General features: G+C 46.1%; 16 protein-coding genes. 14 read left to right on the plus strand and 2 right to left on the minus strand.

The window, feature by feature from the left end:
* Window position 1 precedes the first annotated feature (1 nt).
* The 13 genes from QCB45_RS06050 to QCB45_RS06110 all read left to right on the plus strand — a co-directional run bounded on the left by QCB45_RS06050 (window position 2) and on the right by QCB45_RS06110 (window position 15801).
* Window positions 2-778, plus strand: a complete 777-nt coding sequence (locus QCB45_RS06050; RefSeq protein ID WP_279419949.1) for a DUF1461 domain-containing protein — start codon at window positions 2-4, stop codon at window positions 776-778.
* A 376-nt stretch (window positions 779-1154) separates the two neighbouring features.
* Window positions 1155-3005 carry an alkaline phosphatase PhoX gene (locus QCB45_RS06055; protein WP_279419950.1) on the plus strand — a complete coding sequence of 617 codons (1851 nt, stop codon included), beginning with the start codon at window positions 1155-1157 and terminating at the stop codon, window positions 3003-3005.
* Window positions 3006-3186: 181 nt separating this feature from the next.
* Window positions 3187-4887, plus strand: coding sequence for a hypothetical protein (locus QCB45_RS06060; protein WP_279419951.1), 1701 nt, complete (start codon window positions 3187-3189; stop codon window positions 4885-4887).
* A 211-nt stretch (window positions 4888-5098) separates the two neighbouring features.
* Window positions 5099-5335 carry a 50S ribosomal protein L28 gene (gene rpmB, locus QCB45_RS06065; RefSeq protein ID WP_279419952.1) on the plus strand — a complete coding sequence of 79 codons (237 nt, stop codon included), beginning with the start codon at window positions 5099-5101 and terminating at the stop codon, window positions 5333-5335.
* Window positions 5336-5345: 10 nt separating this feature from the next.
* Window positions 5346-5498 carry a 50S ribosomal protein L33 gene (gene rpmG, locus QCB45_RS06070; RefSeq protein ID WP_279419953.1) on the plus strand — a complete coding sequence of 51 codons (153 nt, stop codon included), beginning with the start codon at window positions 5346-5348 and terminating at the stop codon, window positions 5496-5498.
* A gap of 455 nt (window positions 5499-5953) precedes the next feature.
* A complete protein-coding gene (locus QCB45_RS06075; RefSeq protein ID WP_279419954.1) occupies window positions 5954-7138 on the plus strand; it encodes an efflux RND transporter periplasmic adaptor subunit in 1185 nt (394 codons plus the stop codon).
* Window positions 7139-7151: 13 nt separating this feature from the next.
* Window positions 7152-10628, plus strand: a complete 3477-nt coding sequence (locus tag QCB45_RS06080) for an efflux RND transporter permease subunit (protein ID WP_279419955.1) — start codon at window positions 7152-7154, stop codon at window positions 10626-10628.
* Window positions 10621-11166: a hypothetical protein gene (locus tag QCB45_RS06085; RefSeq protein WP_279419956.1), complete on the plus strand. Its 546-nt coding sequence runs from the start codon at window positions 10621-10623 to the stop codon at window positions 11164-11166. Before QCB45_RS06080 ends, QCB45_RS06085 begins: the two co-directional genes overlap by 8 nt.
* A 212-nt stretch (window positions 11167-11378) precedes the next feature.
* A complete protein-coding gene (locus QCB45_RS06090; protein ID WP_279419957.1) occupies window positions 11379-11945 on the plus strand; it encodes a hypothetical protein in 567 nt (188 codons plus the stop codon).
* A gap of 127 nt (window positions 11946-12072) precedes the next feature.
* Entirely contained in the window at window positions 12073-12732 is a 660-nt protein-coding gene (locus QCB45_RS06095) for an AAA family ATPase (protein ID WP_279419958.1), read from the plus strand.
* A 2-nt stretch (window positions 12733-12734) separates the two neighbouring features.
* Window positions 12735-13607 (plus strand): hypothetical protein, encoded by an 873-nt coding sequence (locus tag QCB45_RS06100; protein ID WP_279419959.1) that lies wholly within the window; start codon window positions 12735-12737, stop codon window positions 13605-13607.
* 17 nt (window positions 13608-13624) lie between these two features.
* The gene (locus QCB45_RS06105) at window positions 13625-14269 is read left to right on the plus strand and encodes a hypothetical protein (RefSeq protein ID WP_279419960.1); all 645 of its coding nucleotides are present in this window, start codon (window positions 13625-13627) and stop codon (window positions 14267-14269) included.
* Entirely contained in the window at window positions 14266-15801 is a 1536-nt protein-coding gene (locus QCB45_RS06110; protein ID WP_279419961.1) for a dynamin family protein, read from the plus strand. The genes QCB45_RS06105 and QCB45_RS06110 overlap by 4 nt, the downstream gene beginning before the upstream one ends.
* 95 nt (window positions 15802-15896) lie before the next feature.
* On the opposite strand, the gene QCB45_RS06115 is transcribed toward QCB45_RS06110, so the two are convergent.
* Window positions 15897-18578: a diguanylate cyclase gene (locus QCB45_RS06115; protein WP_279419962.1), complete on the minus strand. Its 2682-nt coding sequence runs from the start codon at window positions 18576-18578 to the stop codon at window positions 15897-15899.
* 145 nt (window positions 18579-18723) lie between these two features.
* Window positions 18724-18924: a hypothetical protein gene (locus QCB45_RS06120; RefSeq protein ID WP_279419963.1), complete on the minus strand. Its 201-nt coding sequence runs from the start codon at window positions 18922-18924 to the stop codon at window positions 18724-18726.
* Window positions 18925-19066: 142 nt separating this feature from the next.
* On the opposite strand from QCB45_RS06120, the gene mutM reads away from it, so the two are divergent.
* A complete protein-coding gene (gene mutM / locus QCB45_RS06125; RefSeq protein WP_279419964.1) occupies window positions 19067-19918 on the plus strand; it encodes a bifunctional DNA-formamidopyrimidine glycosylase/DNA-(apurinic or apyrimidinic site) lyase in 852 nt (283 codons plus the stop codon).
* Window positions 19919-19928: the final 10 nt, after the last annotated feature.

The raw sequence follows: 19928 nt of genomic DNA on the forward strand, positions 1-19928 counted from the left end.
CATGCAATCCCACCAACGCAACCTATTCCGAAAACGAACAGGCCTGTTCAGTTCCAACAAGAATGATTCATTACACTATTTACGCTCTTTCCTATGGGTATGGCTGACCTTCATACTGGCACTTTATGCCAGTTGGATGATTCTGGCCAAGGCCGATTTTCTGTATGGCGTCTGGTACGATTACGCAGGCATCGGCGAACATATTGACCACTACGCTCCCCAAAACCGTTTCCGGCACGGCTTTGAAGACACCGACGCCGACACCCGAAAACAATTGTTTGCCGGCATCGTCAACGCGATTCATAATCATGGTGAAGGCTTAAAGGAACTTAGCTATCCACATCCGACACTTCCCGTGCGGATTCCCCTGTTACACAAAGCCGAAATCGACCATCTTACCGACGTGGCTTTACTGCTTGATTTTCTTAAGCGGCTCGGTTGGGGATTACTGCTACTTTGGGCAGCATTGACCACATATCTCTTAATGATGAAGCGTTCCTTTCCGACCGCCAAGCTGGCGTGGGGCAATATCGGTATCGGCCTTCTATTGCTGGCCGCCATACTCGTCCTGTATGGCCCCAAACAGGTCTTTTACCAATTGCACATGTGGGTATTTCCGGCTAATCACCATTGGTTCTTTTATTACCAAGACTCTTTAATGAGCACCATGATGAAAGCGCCTGACCTCTTCGCTTACATCAGCACAAGCTTACTCTTAGTCGGCCTGATTATATTTTTCCTGTTAATTAAATTATTTAACCGTCATAAAACCATTTAAACGGTACTTTTCCGGGGCAATTTTTAATCTATTTGTCACACAAAAAAACCACACACATGAAAGACACAATTTGCACTCAAAATACCCTCACTTTCCATCTGATTGCTCAAAGGGTTAATTATTTACGCTTTCGACTCCTTAAAAAAAATAATAGACGACATTCGAACATCAAACAAAAAATCCAAATTCACACTCGAAATTCAACGGATTTATTGAATTGAAATATCCCATATTTTTTGTACTGGAACTATGTAAAAACCCTGTCAAATTGGCGTAAACAAACTGACAATAGAATTAAATTTGCCTGTAATAAAGTTTCCTTATGATTTGCCTACCAATTCTACTCTTGGTCAATCAAAATTAAGGAACGCTTAAGATGAAACTAAAAGCTTTAAATATGGCAATGTCTGTCGCTCTAGCCGCTACAGCATTGAACTTGGCCGGCTGTGCCGGTGAAGATGGTACAGCAGGTACAGACGGTGCAATCTATTCATCCGTTGTTGAATTCAAAGCAATCGCCCCTGCAGTTAGCACTGATGAACAAAACAGCATCCGCGCAACCGATTCCGTGACTATCGCAGGTGAAGCGCAAGCGATCGGTTACACAACATTGATGAAAACCGGTGACGTGAACAACGGCGAAACATACGGTGTTGTAAAAGACTACCAGGACAACGTCATCTTGGAAGCTGACAATTCAGCTTACCTATGTAACGGTACCGACACAGGTAAAGGTTCTGGTCTAGACCACGTTTCCTACCTACAAAAGAACGGTAAGGTCTATATGGTTTCTCAGTTCGAATGTGGTCCAGGTGCAATGTACATGAGCGAACTTGAACAAGCTACTGACGGAAAGCTTTCTGTTAAAGCCGACTCTTTACAGTTCATCAGTCAAAAAGACGAATTTGGTGGATGGGTTCACTGTGCAGGTATGACAACACCTTGGAACTCTCACCTAGGTTCAGAAGAGTATGAGCCGGATGCAAACAACTTTGCAGCGAACTCTTACTATAACGAAGTGACTGACAAGTACTGGGGCGGTAACGCTTCTATGAACAACCCTTACTACTACGGTTGGACTCCTGAAGTTAAGATCAATGCAGACGGTACACCTGCTTACACCAAGCACTACAGCATGGGTCGTTTCGCTCACGAATTATCTTACGTCATGCCTGACAACAAAACCGTTTACCTATCTGATGATGGTACCAACGTTGGCTTGTTCATGTACGTAGCTGATACAAAAGAAGACTTAAGCGCCGGTAAGCTGTATGCAGCTAAATGGCACCAGACTTCCAATACCGGCCTTGGTGAAGCAGTCATGACTTGGATCGATCTAGGTCATGCAACAGATGCTGACATTAAATCTGTCGTTTCTGCTAAGAAAGCATTCACTGACATCTTCGATTCAGAAGCACCTCAAGCAGACGGTTCTTGTGCAACAGCAGGCTTCACAGCTATCAACTCTGCTAACGGTAACGAGTGTTTGAAACTTAAAGACATCAACGGTGACACAAATGTAGATGCAGCCGATGAAGCCATCGCTGCACGTTTGGAAACTCGTCGTATGGCTGCGATCAAAGGCGCTACTGTTGAGTTCAACAAAGAAGAAGGTATCACTTTCAACGCTCGTGACAACAAGCTTTACGTTGCTATGTCACAGGTTCGTTACGGTATGGAAAACAACCAGAAGAAAGGTGTTTCAAACACAACTTATGACATCGGTGGTAACAACGACATCATGCTAGATTACAACAAGTGTGGTGGGGTTTACGCTCTGGATGTTGCGACTAACTCTACGATCGGTTCAGACTACGTTGCTTACAGCATGAAAGGTTTGGTTGCCGGAACGCCTACTGACTACACAGGTACCGCTCTTGAAGGTAACTCTTGTGATGTAGACGGTATTGCTAACCCTGATAACTTAACTTTCCTTGAAGGTTCTGACATCTTGGTCATCGGTGAAGACACTGGTTATCACCCAAATGACATGATCTGGGCTTACAACATCAAGAACGGCACTATGGAGCGTATTTTCACTGGTCCTTACGGTTCAGAAACTACTTCTCCATTCTGGCACAAAAACATCAATGGTAAAGGCTACCTATCAGTGACTGTACAGCACCCATTCGGTGAAGTCAGCGGTACGTATGTACGCCCAGCTGGTGTTGAAACCAAAACAGAAGCAGGTTACATCGGACCTTTCGATTTCTCGAAAATGAAGTAATCCGCTCAAATATTCAAAGAGCTTCACTCTTTGATTGATAGCCCTAACCAACCCGGTTAGGGCTTTTTTGTTAAAGCTATTTAACCAACCTCTTTCTACGGAAAGAGATTGCTTAAGTCGCTTTAAGTGGCAAACGGCAATCTCAATCAAGCCATTATTCAAGTTGTTACAGGGTTTAAGAATGATTCAACTTTTAAAGAAACACCAATTCAAACTGTTTGTGGTAATCCTTCTATTTGTCGGGCTTTCATTGCTCACCGCTTTTTCAGACAAACCAAGTTCGGATACAGTCGAAATTTCCTTACTCGACAATCGCATTCAAAATACCAAAGCCGCCTACATACCTTCACAGTGCTATACCAAAACCAGAGGCCAGAACGACCGCATCCATAATCCGTGTTTCAGTTGCCATACCAACCCGAAAACTCCAAATTTCATCGACGACTCGGAACTGCAGCTGTCATACGACTTCAGAGATACGGCACGTAAAAACCCTTGGACCAACCTGTTCAAAGACCGTACTGCAGCCGTTGAGAAAATTTCCGATGAGGAAATCATGCGTTACGTTCGCCAGTCCAATTATTTCGACGAACACGGCGATATTCGCCTAACTAAAAAACTACAGCAGGTTCCGGAAGCATGGGACGTGAACAAAGACGGTAAATGGAACGGTTACCAACCGGATTGCTATTACAACTTCGACCAGGAAGGTTTTGACCGCGATCCTTCCGGAAAAGACACAGGTTGGCGCGCATTCGGCTACACACCTTTCTTAGGTACTTTCTGGCCGACCAACGGCAGTACCGATGACGTCCTGATTCGTTTGAACGAAAGCTTCAGACAGAACGAAGCCGGTCAGTACGACCGCGCTGTTTACAAGCTGAACCTGGCCATCGTGGAAGCATTGATCCAGAACAAAGATGTCACCATTCCACCAACCGACGAAAAGGTATACGGTGTTGATCTGGATCATAACGGGAAATTCAATATCGCAACCCAAGTTGTTTTCAAATGGGACCCAAGAAACGGCATCAATATGTCCTACGTCGGCAAAGCAAAACAATTGCTTGACGCCAAACAGACTCAGTTGGCCGCCGGCCTCTACCCGGTCGGAACCGAGTTCTTGCATACGGTTCGTTATATCGATATGGACGACAAGGACCAGATCCAACTGGCCGCACGTATCAAGGAACTTCGATACGGCGTCAAAATCAACTGGAACAACTACTCTCAACTTCGAAATGCGTCCATGTCGGAGACCAAGGAAATCCACGACTTTCCTGAACGCCTACGCCGTATAGTTGGAAACCCAGAAGCCGGCATGCTGAATGGGGTAGGTTGGGCCTATCAAGCCTTTATCGAAGATAAAACCGGAGAATTAAGACCGCAGAGCTATGAAGAATCCGTTAACTGTATGGGATGCCATTCCGGATTGGGCGTCACCACCGACAGCAGCTTCGCCTTCCCGAGAAAACTTTCAGCGGATAATTTTCAGGCGGGCTGGTACTACTGGAACCAAAAAGGCATTCAGGGGCTCAAGGAACCTCAGTGGAAAGACGGTACCTGGGAATACACCCAGTACCTGACTCAAAACCAATCCGCTAACGAGTTCCGTAACAACGACGAGGTCATCGCAAAATTCTTCAAAGAGGACGGCTCTCTAAAACAGGATGAGGCCGACAAAATTCACCAGGACATCAGCGTGTTACTGTCGCCATCACGTGAACGCGCTATGATGCTGAACAAGGCCTACAAAGTCATCGTTGACGAACAGAGCTATATCTACGGCCGTGACGCCCACGTGAAGCCGATCACGACAAGTTGGGATATTGTTCCGGCCGGTGAAACCACCGGAGTGGAAAGTCCCGTACTCCGTCCGTAACGGATTTTATGACACATCCATGAATTAACGCTAAAAATTAACAACATAGGGACTTGCAATCCTAAGCGAATTCATGGATAATTCCGCTTCTTTATTTTTAGTGCTTCATGTAGCGCTAGATATAGAAATATTCGAATATTTTTATTTTAAACGGGAACTTTAGGACTCCTTGAGTGATGCTTAAAGTTCCCTCTGTTAGAGGGATTGTGAAATGTCTAGAGTATGCCAAGTAACAGGAAAACGTCCTGTGGTCGGTAACAATGTTTCCCACTCTCACCGTAAAACACGTCGTCGCTTCCTGCCAAACTTGCAAACGCATCGTTTTTGGTCTGAAGCTGAGAGCCGTTTTGTAAAACTTCGTGTATCTACATCAGGTATGCGTATTATCGACAAAAACGGGATTGACTCTGTGATCGCGGAAATGCGTTCACGTGGTGAGAAAGTCTAAGGAGACTGTCATGCGCGATAAGATTAAACTACAGTCAACAGAGTCTGCTTATTTTTATACTACGGATAAAAACAAGAAGAACATGGCTGGTAAATTTGAAATCAAGAAATACGATCCAATCGTTCGTAAACACGTCTTGTTCAAAGAAGCAAAAATCAAATAAACTTTACCCAAGTTTAGCTGATCAAACCCGATTCAAAAGATCGGGTTTTTTTATGCCTAAAATTCCTGTGTTCGACCACAAAAGCCAAACTCGCCTGATCTCCACACGCCTTGAATCCGGCTCTCAACCCCCTCTTTCTACCTAAGTCAACTATCAGCGTCACTACACAAAAACAAGCTCCAAAACCTTACTATCCATATGATTATTAAGGCAATACACACATTGTAGCCCCAAAAAATACCCCCATAAAAATCCCGCATAAAACATTCAAATATTAGCATTACCCAATATCATTAAATAATAATAAACTAATATAATCAAAGACTTATAAATCAACTCGCCCTTGCTTTTTACTTATATAAATTAGTTTTGTGAGTTAGAAAAAAATCCTTGGTTATCTTTTCGCAAATAAGCACCTAGATTAGTAATTAGACTTATTTACAGAGACGACCATCATGAAAAGACCTAATCGCTACTTTCGGGAATTATGCTCAGCCCTACTATTACTGGCGTCTCCCATTTCATGCACACAAGCCGCACCCATTCAGACTCAAATCATTCCTGAACAGATCTACGATCAATATGTCAGTTTAGGAGGAACAATCATTCCTTTCAAAGAAGTCTCGATCAATGCGCAGGTAGCGGGACAGGTCAACTATATCTCCGGAATTGAGGGCGATCCATTCAGATCGGGTACATTGCTGGTTTCCATTGATGACGATGTTTTACGCGCTCAACGCAATGCGGCTCTGGCTCAATGGCAGCAGGCAAGTTATGCACATGAAAACGCACTCAACCAATATAACCGCGAGTTATGGAGCCCTAAGACAGCGCAGAGCATGCCGGGAATGGCTTTGCCCGGCCTAATGGATCAGGTATTCAGCAAACCCATGTCCAACTCAATGGGCTACGGCAACACTCAGGTCGACCGTCAAGCCAATATGTCCTCCGCACTCTCTCACGTCAAAGAAACCGAAGCCATGATGCAGCAGATCAAATCGAAAATTGATGAAATCGATGTGATCTTGCTAGACACCAAGTCAATCGCTCCATTTGATGGTGTCATTGTCAAAAAGATGGTTGAAGCAGGCGACACGGTTCAACCAGGACAGCCGATGATGACTTTCGCCAAAAGCAACCACCTGAGCATTGAAGTCAATGTCCCGGTCAACTTGATGATTGGGATTCGCAAAGGCGATATTTTCCATGCCCGACTGGCTAACAAACTACCGATTCAAGTCCGCGTGGCACAAATATTCCCTGTAGCAAACAACCAACAACATACCGTGACCGTGAAATTCGACCTGCCTGTCGGCACGCCTGCGGCACCAGGCATGTATGCAGAGGTTTCGGTCTTAAATTCCTCTTCGCAGCAACAAGCCTTCCCAACCGTACCGTCATCATCAATCGTGCAACGGGGGAGCTTGCCTTGCATCTATACAGTCAACCCTAAAACGCAAAAAGTCGAAATGCGTGTCATACGCACAGGTGATGCGACAACAAACGGATACTACATTGTTCTTTCAGGTGTAAGGACCGGTGAAACCGTCATCACTAATCCGCCGATGGACATCGTATCCGGCTGGATTTTAGACAAGGACAAATTAATTGATCCGAAGAAATCGGCAAACGAATTGTAATCAGGTGACCAGAATGCAAACCGAACACGAAAACTCAGCACCTGAAATCGATATGAAAGCGAATAAAAAACACGACTTGGCAGGTTCGACCGCTCGTGCCTATATCGATTCACCGATCACCCCTCTTTTCATTATCGCAGGGCTTGTAATCGGAATTCTCGGCATCCTCTTCACACCAAGACAGGAAGACCCACAGATTTCCGTACCGATGGTAGACATCATCTTGGAGTACCCGGGCGCCTCCAATAAACAAGTTGAAGCTCTGGTTTCCGAACCTCTGGAACGCCTGATGAAAGAGATCAAAGGCGTTGATCATGTCTATTCCGCATCCGAACGCGGCCAAGCAATGGTTACCGTCCAGTTTTTAGTGGGTGAAGATATGGAAACCGCTCTGGTGGACGTATATAACAAACTCGGTTCCAATCAGGATTTAATGCCTGAAGGCGTACCTCAACCGATGGTGAAACCCAAAGGGGCGGATGACGTGCCCGTCGTTGCCTTCACACTTTCATCCGACGAATTAGACAGTTCTCAGCTAAGACTGTTGGGCTTTGACGTACTACAGAAACTCGGTAGCCTCCCGCAAGCTGCGCAAGGTTTTGTCGTAGGCGGAGAACCAACGGAAATCAGCGTCGAAATCCAACCTGAAAAACTGGCTGGCTATGGCATCTCCCTTACACAAATCGGACAAACCATCCGCGCGGCCAATAGTGAATCCGTAGCAGGTAGCTTAAACGCATGGCAACAACACTATAAAGTCTACACAGGCAACTACTTAAAATCGGCCGAAGACGTTTCAAATCTGATTGTCGGAGTCAAAGACAAAGCACCGGTATTCCTAAGAGACGTTGCCATTGTGAAAGAACAACCGAAAGAAGCCGAAAATCTGGTGCAATTTTACACAGGCCAAGGTCAAACATCTGGGCATCAATCCTCAGATGGTAGCAATGCTGTTACGGTCGCGCTAGCCAAACAGCCCGGTGCCAATGGTGTGAGTGTGGCACGTGATGCCATTGAAACCGTCAGTAATCTACGCGGAACCTTAATTCCGGACAATGTGCATATCCACATCACGCGAAACTACGGTGAATCTGCAAACGACAAAGTGAATGAACTGATTTTCAAACTGTTCATTGCCACCGGTTCCGTCACACTATTGATTTGGTTTTTTCTAGGATGGCGTGCCGCTGCCGTCGTCTCCATCGTCATACCGATTGTAATTCTATCAACCGTGTTTGCGGCTTGGATAATGGGACTCACCATCGACCGAGTGAGCTTGTTCGCCCTGATTTTTTCTATCGGAATTCTCGTAGACGATGCGGTCGTCGTATTAGAAAACATCTATCGTCGCTGGTTGATTTCCGGTAACACAAAAACCCAGGTGACCATCGATGCGGTTTCCGAAGTCGGTAATCCGACCATCATCGCGACATTTGCCGTTATCGCTGCCTTGATGCCTATGGCCTTCGTCAGCGGCATGATGGGGCCTTATATGGCTCCCATCCCGCAATTGGGATCGGTTGCTATGGTCATTTCATTATTTGCGGCTTTTGCCTTCACGCCTTGGCTGGCACAACGAATCAAGCCCAAAATGGAACAACTTAAGGCTTCCGAGCAAAAAGAACACGAACAAAGCGAAAAACTCGGTCGATTCTTTAACGTCTTGCTAAAAAGCCTGCTGGTTGAAAAAGCAAAAGGCTGGGGATTCCTGATCAGCATTTTCGTCGCATTCGCTTTAGCAGTCTACCTGGTTTACAGCACCATGGTTCCAGTCAAACTGCTGCCTTACGATAACAAACCGGACTTCAGCGTCGTCGTCAATTTCCCGGAAGGCACCGATTTACCAGTCACTGCAAACCTGACCCATACACTGGTGAAAACTTTGCAAGAGCTTGTACCGGAAGTCACCACAATGGAAAGTTACGTCGGGACGGCGGCCCCTTTCGATTTCAACGGCTTAGTACGCCACTACTACCTAAGACAAAACACATGGCAGGCGGACATCCAAGTCCATCTCGCGAATAAAGACGAGCGTGACCGTAGCAGCCACGAAATCGCCGAATCGATTCGCTCAGCCTTAAATAAACTCGCGCGTACTCAAGGAGCCCGAATCGAAGTCGTAGAAATGCCGCCTGGGCCACCTGTTATGCAATCCATTGTTGCAGAAGTCTACGGTCCGGATGCAGAAACACGTAATACAACCGTTGAAAAGTTGACTCACCTGTTTGAAAAAGCTGAGATGGTAGTTGATGTCGATAATTTCATCACCGCCCCTCATGATAGCTGGCGTTTCGTCATCGACAAACAGAAAGCCATGGAGTCCGGCATCACGGTCAGCACCATCAACCAAACCATAAAAATGGCTATGGGCGGCTTCAAACTCGGAGACGTCAAGCAAGGCTTCAAACGTGGTGAACCGACGTTTATCACCATTCAAGCGCCCCCTTCAATGCGTGCTGAATTTGCCCGAATCGGTCAAATTCCGGTAACAGGTGAACTAGGACAACTCGTGCCGTTGAACGAACTGGGCCGGTTTGTCATCGAACGCCAGCAGACCATGATTTATCACAAAGACCTCAAGCCGGTTCAATACGTTACCGGTACCGGCGAAGGGCGCTTAGGCGCCCCAATCTACGGCATGCTTGAAATCCAGAAACTCATTGATGAAGACCCCGATTTGAAAGGTTTGCAAGGGAATTTCGTCATCACACCGGACGGTACGTCCGAGACGGGAATGATCTGGGCTGGCGAATGGACAGTCACCTATCAGACCTTCCGAGATATGGGATTGGCTTTTGGAGTCGCGCTCCTAATCATCTATATGTTGGTCGTCTGGGAGTTCAAAAACTTCCTGATTCCATTGATTGTTATGGCTCCGATTCCTTTGACGCTAATCGGGATTGCTCCGGGACACTGGATTATGGGGGCGGAGTTTACAGCCACTTCCATGATCGGATTTATCGCCCTTGCTGGCATCATCGTCCGTAATTCGATATTACTGGTGGACTTCTCAAGACAAGAAATCCAACACGGCACACCGGTAACTGACGCCGTCATCTATGCGTGTAAAGCCAGAACACGCCCGATCGTCATTACGGCCGCTGCACTGGTTCTCGGTTCCAGTGTCATCCTATTCGACCCGATTTTCCAAGGCATGGCAATCTCACTGATCTTCGGAATTGTTGTCGCTACGCTACTAACCCTGGTGGTCATCCCGCTTGGTTGTGTCAGTGCTCGTCGCGCTTTCTGCTCCAACAACTCTGAAGAAACCGGGTGCCAATTCGAAACGGTTAAACCCAACTCTAAACCGTCTTCAAATCACGAGGATAAAGAAACGGAAATCGCGCCAAACACCTCTGTGATCCAAGACACTGAAAATGAACAGAAAAAACCACTGACAGAAAATCAAGTGAGCCCAAATACAAAAAACATTAAAACCAATACTCGCCGTAAACGCGGTATTCAATTAAAGGATTTAGACAATGAATAAGACTTTCTATTCCACCACTCTAAAGGCTCTACTGTTGATTGGAGGTGTCTCATTATCACAGGCTGCCTCGGCTCAGTTTTGGCCTCAACCTGAAAGTGCCTATCAAGACAGACAACATTCGCCGCAGTGGATTGAAAACCAACACCCTCAATCTTTCACTCCGTCCTCGCCTGCTATCCAAGGAAACCACGCCGATGGTATGCCGCCGAGTTATAGCCGCTACCCTGCTCCTCAAGGAAATTACATGCCTTACGAAACAGCTCCGGCTTACGGCAATGCACCGCATTATAACGCGCAACCAGGCGCTTACGGAAATTATCCGATGTACACCCCAAGATATAACGGCGCTTGGAATAACACTCCGTGGAACAACACACCATGGAATAACTGGCGAAACGGAAACTGGGATATGGGGAACTGGTCCATGCCGAACATGAACATGCCTCAAATGAATATGCCCAAAATGCCTAATCCGAATTTCAACATGCCGAGCCCGTCGTTCAGCTGGCCGAATATGTCGATGCCATTTTGGAATTGATTGGAAAACAGAGTTTTAAAGTCTTTTGCCCAGGCGTTCAAACTTAAGCAAAAGACATTGAAAACGGCTTAAAAAAGCCATTTAACAGGTCTGTAATCAGACTACAAAAAGACCGTTGATTACAGATAACTCTTCAAAAAGACGGGATTTAGTGCACCCCTGCCTTTTTTCAAAGCGACTGCACATATTATCAAATTCAAAGGAGAATGATAATGAACAAGATTGCATTAGTAACCCTATTTTCAGCCGTTATGTTGAACGTTCAAAGCGCATCGGCAAACTGGTTCGATGGCCCATGGAACAACGGAGGTTATAACAACGGTCAAGGACAGGGTAATGGCTACGGAAATGGCTATGGAAACGGTTACCAATCCGGTAACGGAAACGGGCAAGGGAACGGTTCCGGTAAAGGGTCCGGAAAAGGCTCCTTCAACATGGGATTCAATGCTGAAACCAACATGGATGGTTCCGCACAAGGTCAAGGCCAACGCCAACAAAATATGAACGGAAGCTATTACGGCAATGGATACAACCAAGGCTATGGTAACGGCTATAACCGCAGTTACGGATGGGGGCAACCATATCAAGGCCAACCATACTATTACATGCCGCAACCTCAACAATACATGCCACAACAAGCCGCACCACAAGGGAATATGGCTCCTCAAGGCGGACAGCCGATGATGGCTGCACCACAGCCTTACTACCCATACCCAATGCCACCGGCGCCTCCGGTACAACAAGCGCCACAAGCACCTGCGGCGCCACAAAACAAGTAAACCTCTGCAAGGTCTCTCCTCCAATGCAACCGACGTTGCATTGAGGAGACACCGCATTAACTCCAAACTTACAGACGTCTTTGCTTAACACCATTTAAGCAAAGCCGTTTTAACACTGGAAAACACCATGATCACAGTAATAGGAAACATGAAAGGCGGTACGGGAAAAAGCACCGTATCATTCAACTTAGCCGTATGGCTCGCCCAAAATCATCAATCCGTTCGGGTTTTCGACTGCGATCCGCAGAAAACCATGAGCGATGTACTACAAGTACGAATTGAAGAAGGCTACGCACCAGCACTAGCCACTGCTGAAGATGCAGATGATTTAAGCCATTTATCCCGCAAAGACAGTCCGACTGACCAGCATTTACTGATCGACGCGAGCATGAGCGACCAAAAAGCCCTGTCCCAAGCCATCTTACTCGCAGATCAAATCCTGATTCCCGTCGCTCCCAGTCAGGCTGATATTTGGTCAACACAACGTTTTTTGAATTTAATTTTAAACCTACGCTCCAACCCTCCAAGACTCGTTGCTGTACTTAACCGTGCCGACACACACCCTTTTGTCGCGGAAACCAAAGAAACGGAGGACGCTCTGGATAGGCTTAATGCCATTGAACGTATCCCGTTCCGTCTACACAACCGTACAGCCTACCGAAGATCATTCAGCGAAGGATTAGCCGTATTTGAACTCGAACCCGACGACAAAGCGAGCCGGGAATTTTTACACATGGCCAAAACCCTCTTTGGCGAATCGTTAAATCAACCTACTCCGAGAGGATGACTATGCAATTACTTAGATTAATACTGAACAATGGTTTCTTCATACTGGTACTGGCAGCGGCGGCCATCCTTTCTTTAGCCTACTCGACACGAGCACCTGAATCGAATGAAATGAAAAATCCACTGCCGATAACCGACTCTAAAACTATTGAGAATAATGCGGCCAAATCCGACCGTAACAATGAGTTGAACACATCCAATACTACTAAAGAAGAAAGTGATTCCAGTCTGAACGATGCCACTCTAGTCGAACCACTCCAAACGACAGAAAATGTGAACGTGCAACCGGAACAAGACAAAATCGCTGCGAGTGCTTCGAAAACAGAGTCTGCCAAAGAAGACACTCAATCACAGATTAAGCCGAACGTATCTAGCATGGCAACTGAAAATAAATATATCAGCCTAGAAACCGAAATAGGTCTCTCCTCAGAAAACGAATCAAACACTCGTTCCAACCGAGAAGTGATTGAATCAACATTAATCCAATACAACTCATTTCAACAGGCCTGGCAGGCAGCTCGCTTTGCTTTTTACAATTCAAACTTGTCGCAAGCCGAACAAATTTACGACGCTCTCGCCATCATCAGCCAAAATCCCAATGTCCTTGGAGAATACGGCAACTTGATGTGGAGGCTAAACCAACCTCAAAAAGCGGCTCAATTATGGAAAGCCAGTGCAAACGAATGGATCTCAAACAATCAATCGCAACGAGCCGCTTATTTGGCCAACAGACTGGCAACTTTCTCTCCACAAACGACGGACTGGATTCGTAAACGCCTTAATCAAACACAAATGGACAACGTCATGAACCTGTTACCAAGACCGCCTGTTCATTCCATATTCCCCCGTTCCAATCCCAGTAATACAGCAAATTAAAGGTCTAAGGAAAAATCATGACTCAACCGAACCAATTGGATTTAAACATAGATACCCAAAAGGATATTTCCGATCTTTCCAAGGCTATGACGCATGGGATTCGTAAATGGGAACGCGTGCTTTATCCTATGATGATCGCCTTCATACTTTTAGCCGCCTATGGATTTTATTTGATTCTGAACATAACCAAAGACATGAATAATGTCTCTCGTAATATGAGCCAAATTTCAGATAATATGATAACTATGACTCGGGCGGTTGCCACAATGACCAATACCATGAACCAAAAGATGAATGGCATAGAGGCACGTTTGATCTCCATGGATGCGCATATGGCGAACATAAACGGCTACCTGAAGAGCATGAACGATCAATTTATCAAGGCAAACACAGCGATGAACCAACTTGATATCAATCTGATGGACATGAATAAGACCTTGCACGGCATCCATGAATCGGTTTACTTCATGGGGTACTCTGCCAACAACATGAGTGCGAACCTATCGGAGCTGAACGGCAACATTTCGGCACCGATGAACAGTATGAATTCCCTAGTGCCATGGTCAGCCATGCCGTCGAACAGTCGTCGTCAATATGCACCGGCCCCTTACATTCTTCCCCCTGCCGGCAATGCCCGCACAAATGAGGAACATTCAAAATGAAACCGCAAGACAGATATAAAAAACTGGAACAACATCTAAATGAAGAAAATCCTCTGCTCTTGAGCGCTATCAATAACTACAAAGAACTCGACGCTATTGGTTACAAAACCGGATTATTAACGAAAGACGAGACCTATGCATCACAAATATCGTGGTGGCCGGTTATTTCCGTTCTAGGAACATTTTCAGCAGGTAAATCGTCGTTTATCAACCAATATACTCAGCGCAACGTCCAGACTTCAGGTAATCAAGCCGTCGACGAAAAGTTTACCGCCATCTGCTTCGGTAACGGCACTGAAGTCCACACCCTTCCAGGTCTCGCCCTAAACGCAGACCCGCGCTTCCCATTTTTCGGCATCGCCGAGGAAATTGAGAAAGTCGATCAAGGAGAAGGCAATAAAATCGATCATTATCTACAGCTCAAAACCGTGCCTGAAGAGATATTGAAAGGAAAAATTCTCATCGACTCGCCTGGGTTCGATGCCGACGCCCAACGCGATTCGACTTTAAAACTGACCGATCACATCATCGACATGTCTGACTTGGTACTCGTCTTCTTTGACGCCCGCCATCCTGAACCGGGTGCAATGCGAGACACTTTGCAACACTTGGTCAAGACCCATATCAATCGCAAAGACAGTGACAAGATACTCTACATACTGAACCAGATCGACACGGCGGCGCAAGAAGACAATCCGGAAGAGGTCATCAGTTCATGGCAACGCGCCCTATCCCAACAAGGATTAATTAGCGGCAACTTTTATACGATTTACAATGAAAATCTAGCGCCACCGATTGCCGATGCAAATCTGGAAGAACGTTTCAAACGCAAAAAAGATCAAGATCTGGAACAGATACTGAACCGGATGGACAAAGTCAGTATAGAGCGAGCCTACCGTATCGCCCACAAAGCGGAAACGCTTGCAAACGAAATACGAGAGCAGAAAATCCCGCAAATCGAAACAGCCATAAAACGCTGGCGCCGAAAAGTCATTGTGGCAGACATCGTTATTCTGGGCGCGCTGCTTAGCGGACTGGATTGGCTCTACTGGTCAAACCATTCAAAACTAACCTCTTTCAATGAATGGCTGGCAAATGACTGGATGCACGGTACCTTGATAAGCGGAATCCTGCTTGCAGCGGTATTTGGCATTCACTATTATTTACGCAATAAACTCTGCCAATTTGACACCCGTAAACTCGAAAAACAACAACCGGATATTGCCAATGCATTACGTCACAACAATCGTTTCTGGCGAGGCATGTTCAGTAAAAACGTCCGCGGCTGGAGCAAACGTACTCAAAAACGTCTGATAAACATCATCCAAACAAGCAAACAGACCATACAGAGTCTGAACGACCAATTTGCCAACCCGTCAGGACAAGTGTCGAAAGAACCGCATGCCGTACAGGAAAAGGGCTTGGATACGAAGATGGATGACGAAAAGAACGTCGAGACAGACGATTCATCCTTGATTGAACTCGATAAGTTGACGGATGCATCCGACAAGACAGAGCAAAATAAAACTTAACTGAAACGCAATACTTCATTCGGGAACCCAGAGAAATTGGGTTTCCGAATGAAGAGACCAAGCAGAACTAATCCTATATTGACTTAGAAAACAGTCTAACTCACCAGTTTCCTGACCACGACTTGATTCCTGCCTTTAGACTTGGCTTCATAAAGCAACATATCAACCTGTTTCATAATCGTCTTAGTCTCGACCAATTCATGGACTTCCAAAAAGACGGCGCCAATCGAGATCGTCACCTTATGGAATGGAGAGGACATATTTTCAATTTCCATGCTTTCGATTTGGGCACATAACTCATGAAGGTGCTTTTCGAACTGTTCGAAGGTTTCAACATAAGCCAACGCCATGAACTCCTCGCCGCCGATACGGAAAACACAATCGTCCGTCCGAGAAAATGACGCCTTGATTTTCGCTGAAATCCGTTTCAATACCTCATCACCATGTTGATGACCGTAAGCGTCATTGATGCTCTTGAAAAAGTCGATATCCAGCATAGCTAACGCCAACGGCATCTGCTCCCGGTGTGCCCGTTTGACTTCTCGCTCAAGCGTCTCATTGAAGTAACGTCTGTTATACAAACCGGTCAACTCATCCAAAAGTGAAAGCTGCTCAATCCGTTTCTTATCTGTAATGTTCACCCGCGTCGCGGTAACCCGAGTCACCTTTCCGAAAATGTCCTTCACAGGCGTCAACGTCAAATCCACCCAATAGGAATCTCCGGAACGGGTTCTACCCTGCATTTCTCCCTTCCAAAGCTTACCGGATTCCACCTGTTGAAAAATTGCGGCTTTGGCTGCGTCACTCATAGCATGAGCAGCCAAACTCAAATAACTCATCCCTACCAACTCATCCTTGGAATATCCTGACAACTCTGCAAAAGAATCACTTGCCCAGATGATCTCCTTGGTTTTCAGATCGATTTCGGTCGCATAAGAAAGCTCATGAATCTCGTGGATGTAAGATTTTTGTCTTGTCTTCTGGTAGGCATAAATCAACACCAGAACCAATAACGCCATAAAAATTACAGACAATGGAATTCCAATTTCCATCAACTGCTGCGTATCCATTTTATTGACCACTTCCAGCTTGATCCAGTGATTGAAAATCTCCTGACGCTCCTCGTCCGTCACCGAATCAAGTGCTTTCTGAATAATGCTGAATAGAATAGGGTTGTCTTTCTGAACCCCCATCGCCAATTCGAATCGCTCGTCAAATTGACCGATAATGCGAACGCCTTCCAATCCATATTTACGGATTGCATAGTTGATTGCAGCCAGGTTCCCCGAGTAGGCCATTGCCCTCCCGTTGATCACCGCATCCAGCCCTTCCTTAACAGAAGAAACCGGCAACAAATGTATGCCCGGATACTGGTTTTTTAGATATTCCTGTGACCAATAACCTTTTACCACTGCAACGGTTCGCCCGTTCAACTGGGCATAATCGTCAATAAATTTCATTCCTTCTTTAGCCGCCAACACCATAGGGAACGACAGGAACGGCTTGGTGAAATTCATATAAGCTTTACGCTCGCTGGTCGCGACTGCACAAGAATACATATCCAGTTCATCGCGTTTAGCCATTTCGACCACTTCCGACCACGACTTATCGATGACCGGCTGAAACTTCATACCAAACTTCTTTTCAAACAGTTTTAAGTATTCCGCAGCAATCCCTCGGTTAACGCCATGCTTGTCAATGAATTCAAATGGCTCCCATTTGGTATCGTTGGCGAGTTTAATGACCGGATGTTTACTCAGATACTTAATCTCTTCAGGGGTCAGCGTGGATCGATTTGCGTTGAATATAAAGTGATCGATATTCAACCGGTCATACTGCTCCTGAGTGATCAAACCGGCTTCTTTGGCACCGGCAGCGGTCGCCATCAATTTCGAGGCTTCGACCTTACCGATTGGCGTCTCTCCCGACTGAACGTAACGAGTCGTTGCTTTCGCCTCGGCCAACATCGAATCCCTGGATTTCAATACCGGGTAATTCTGCATGATGAAATCCACCACCTCTTCCTGATGATGAATGGCATATTTCCATCCTTTGATTGTGGCGGCTTTAAACTTCTCCACCAAATTTGGTTGAAGCTGTGCTTTACTCTGGGAAGTAATTAAAAAATCCCCGTAGCTCTGTACGCCGTAGGTCTTAGGATCCAGAACATAGTACGGAATACCCCGTTTTTCGAGACGATAAGGTTCGTTGGTGTAATAAGCCGCGTAGAGGTCAACATTGTGCTTGATGAAATCGTTCAGGTCACCCGACGACTTCATGATTTCAATCGGTTCAGATACCAGTGTCTTGGCTTTGTCCAACAAACTGTTGATTTGCAGATTGCCGTAATGCATCACACGCTTGCCCGACAATTCGGACAAATCTGTAACCGGAAAATGCGACAACAGCACCATCGGGGAAAATTGAAAAGAAGCCATCACCAACGAAATCGGGGCGCCCTTGGCGAAATCCACCACCAAGGTTCCATAACCAACCGCAAAATCCGATCGCCCGGAGACTACCTCTTCAACCACATTGATACCCGGACGCCACCCTTTAATCGTGACATCCATCCCGGCTTCCTTGTAATAGCCTTTATAAATCGCTGCATAATAACCCGCAAACTGATACTGATGATTCCAGTTGATTTGCAGGCTGACCGGCGTCAATGGGGAATGGGGTTCTTCGGCATAGACCGTTTTCGGAACAAGCACTGACAAAGTCAGCAGTAACCAGGTCAAGAAGGGAAACAAAAACGCACGACGGGTATTATTCATTATGAATTTAAAGCCAATATTCAATATAGAGAAACCATACAATAAAGCGGTAAATAAGGGAACGTAATTTTTTTACTGCAAGGATTCAAAATTTTTAATGTATCAACGATTACATGGTATCCGCGACTTACCCACACTTGTCGCCTTAGACTAAATCAGGATGTTGCCGCATAAAACGCATTGCAGGAGGAATTCGCTGCTCCGCATTAGGGGGATGGTTTTCCTGAAGGCTTCTCAAAGCCTCAAATGCTTCTTCTACCGATTTAAAGCTCGCCAGAATCTCGCCTTGCTTACTAATCAGGAAAAAATCACCATCGTACTCCAGGTCATATTGAGAGGTTTTCATCGCATTTCCTTTCTAGCTCGCTCGTTCAAGTTCCTCACTAAACCGAAATGCCATTAGACGTATTTTTTAACTTGGCCCAATGAAATTTTCATTACAATAAAGCGCTTAAACCAATAGACACAATACCAAGCTAGAAACATTCATGCCAGAATTACCCGAAGTTGAAACCACCCGCAGAGGCATCGAACCTAAAATAGATCGCCAAACCATCACTAAGGTCGTGATTCGCAACCCGAATCTGCGTTGGCCGATCGATTCGGACCTACCTGAAAAACTGACAGGCCTGTCGATTCAGGAAGTCGCCCGTCGCGGCAAATACCTGCTTCTAAAAACAGCAAAAGGCACTCTTTTGGTTCATTTGGGCATGTCCGGCAACCTTAGGGTTCTTCCAGTCGGCACTCCCGCTCAAAAACATGACCATGTCGACATCGAATTCGATAACGGTTACCTATTACGCTTGAACGATCCTCGCAGATTCGGCGCCGTACTCTGGCACGACGCGTCTAAAGGTGATTTAGAATCCCACGAACGGTTGGCCGACCTTGGCCCCGAACCGCTGTCGGACGATTTCAACGGAGCCTATCTCTATAAGCTGTCCCGCAACCGAAAGGTCGCCGTGAAGAGTTTTATCATGAACAGTCATGTTGTGGTCGGTGCGGGCAACATCTACGCTAACGAGGCCTTGTTCTTATCGAAGATCCATCCGCTGACACCCGCACAGCAACTGACTAAAACTCAATGTGAAACCCTTGCAAATAACATTAAGAAGGTGCTGGCGGCTGCCATTGAGCAGGGCGGAACCACCTTGAAAGACTTTTTGAATGCGGACGGAAAACCGGGGTATTTTGTACAGAAACTGAACGTCTACGGCCGTGACAAGCAGGCCTGTCCGGTTTGCGGCACGCCAATTGAACGATTGGTACTCAATCAGCGCGCCAGCTACGTCTGTCCGAAATGCCAGCCGTTGAAACGCAGTCGAACGAAAAAAGCTTAGAACCGAACAG

This window comes from Thiomicrorhabdus sp. ZW0627, from assembly GCF_029767005.1.
Lineage (GTDB): Bacteria > Pseudomonadota > Gammaproteobacteria > Thiomicrospirales > Thiomicrospiraceae > Thiomicrorhabdus.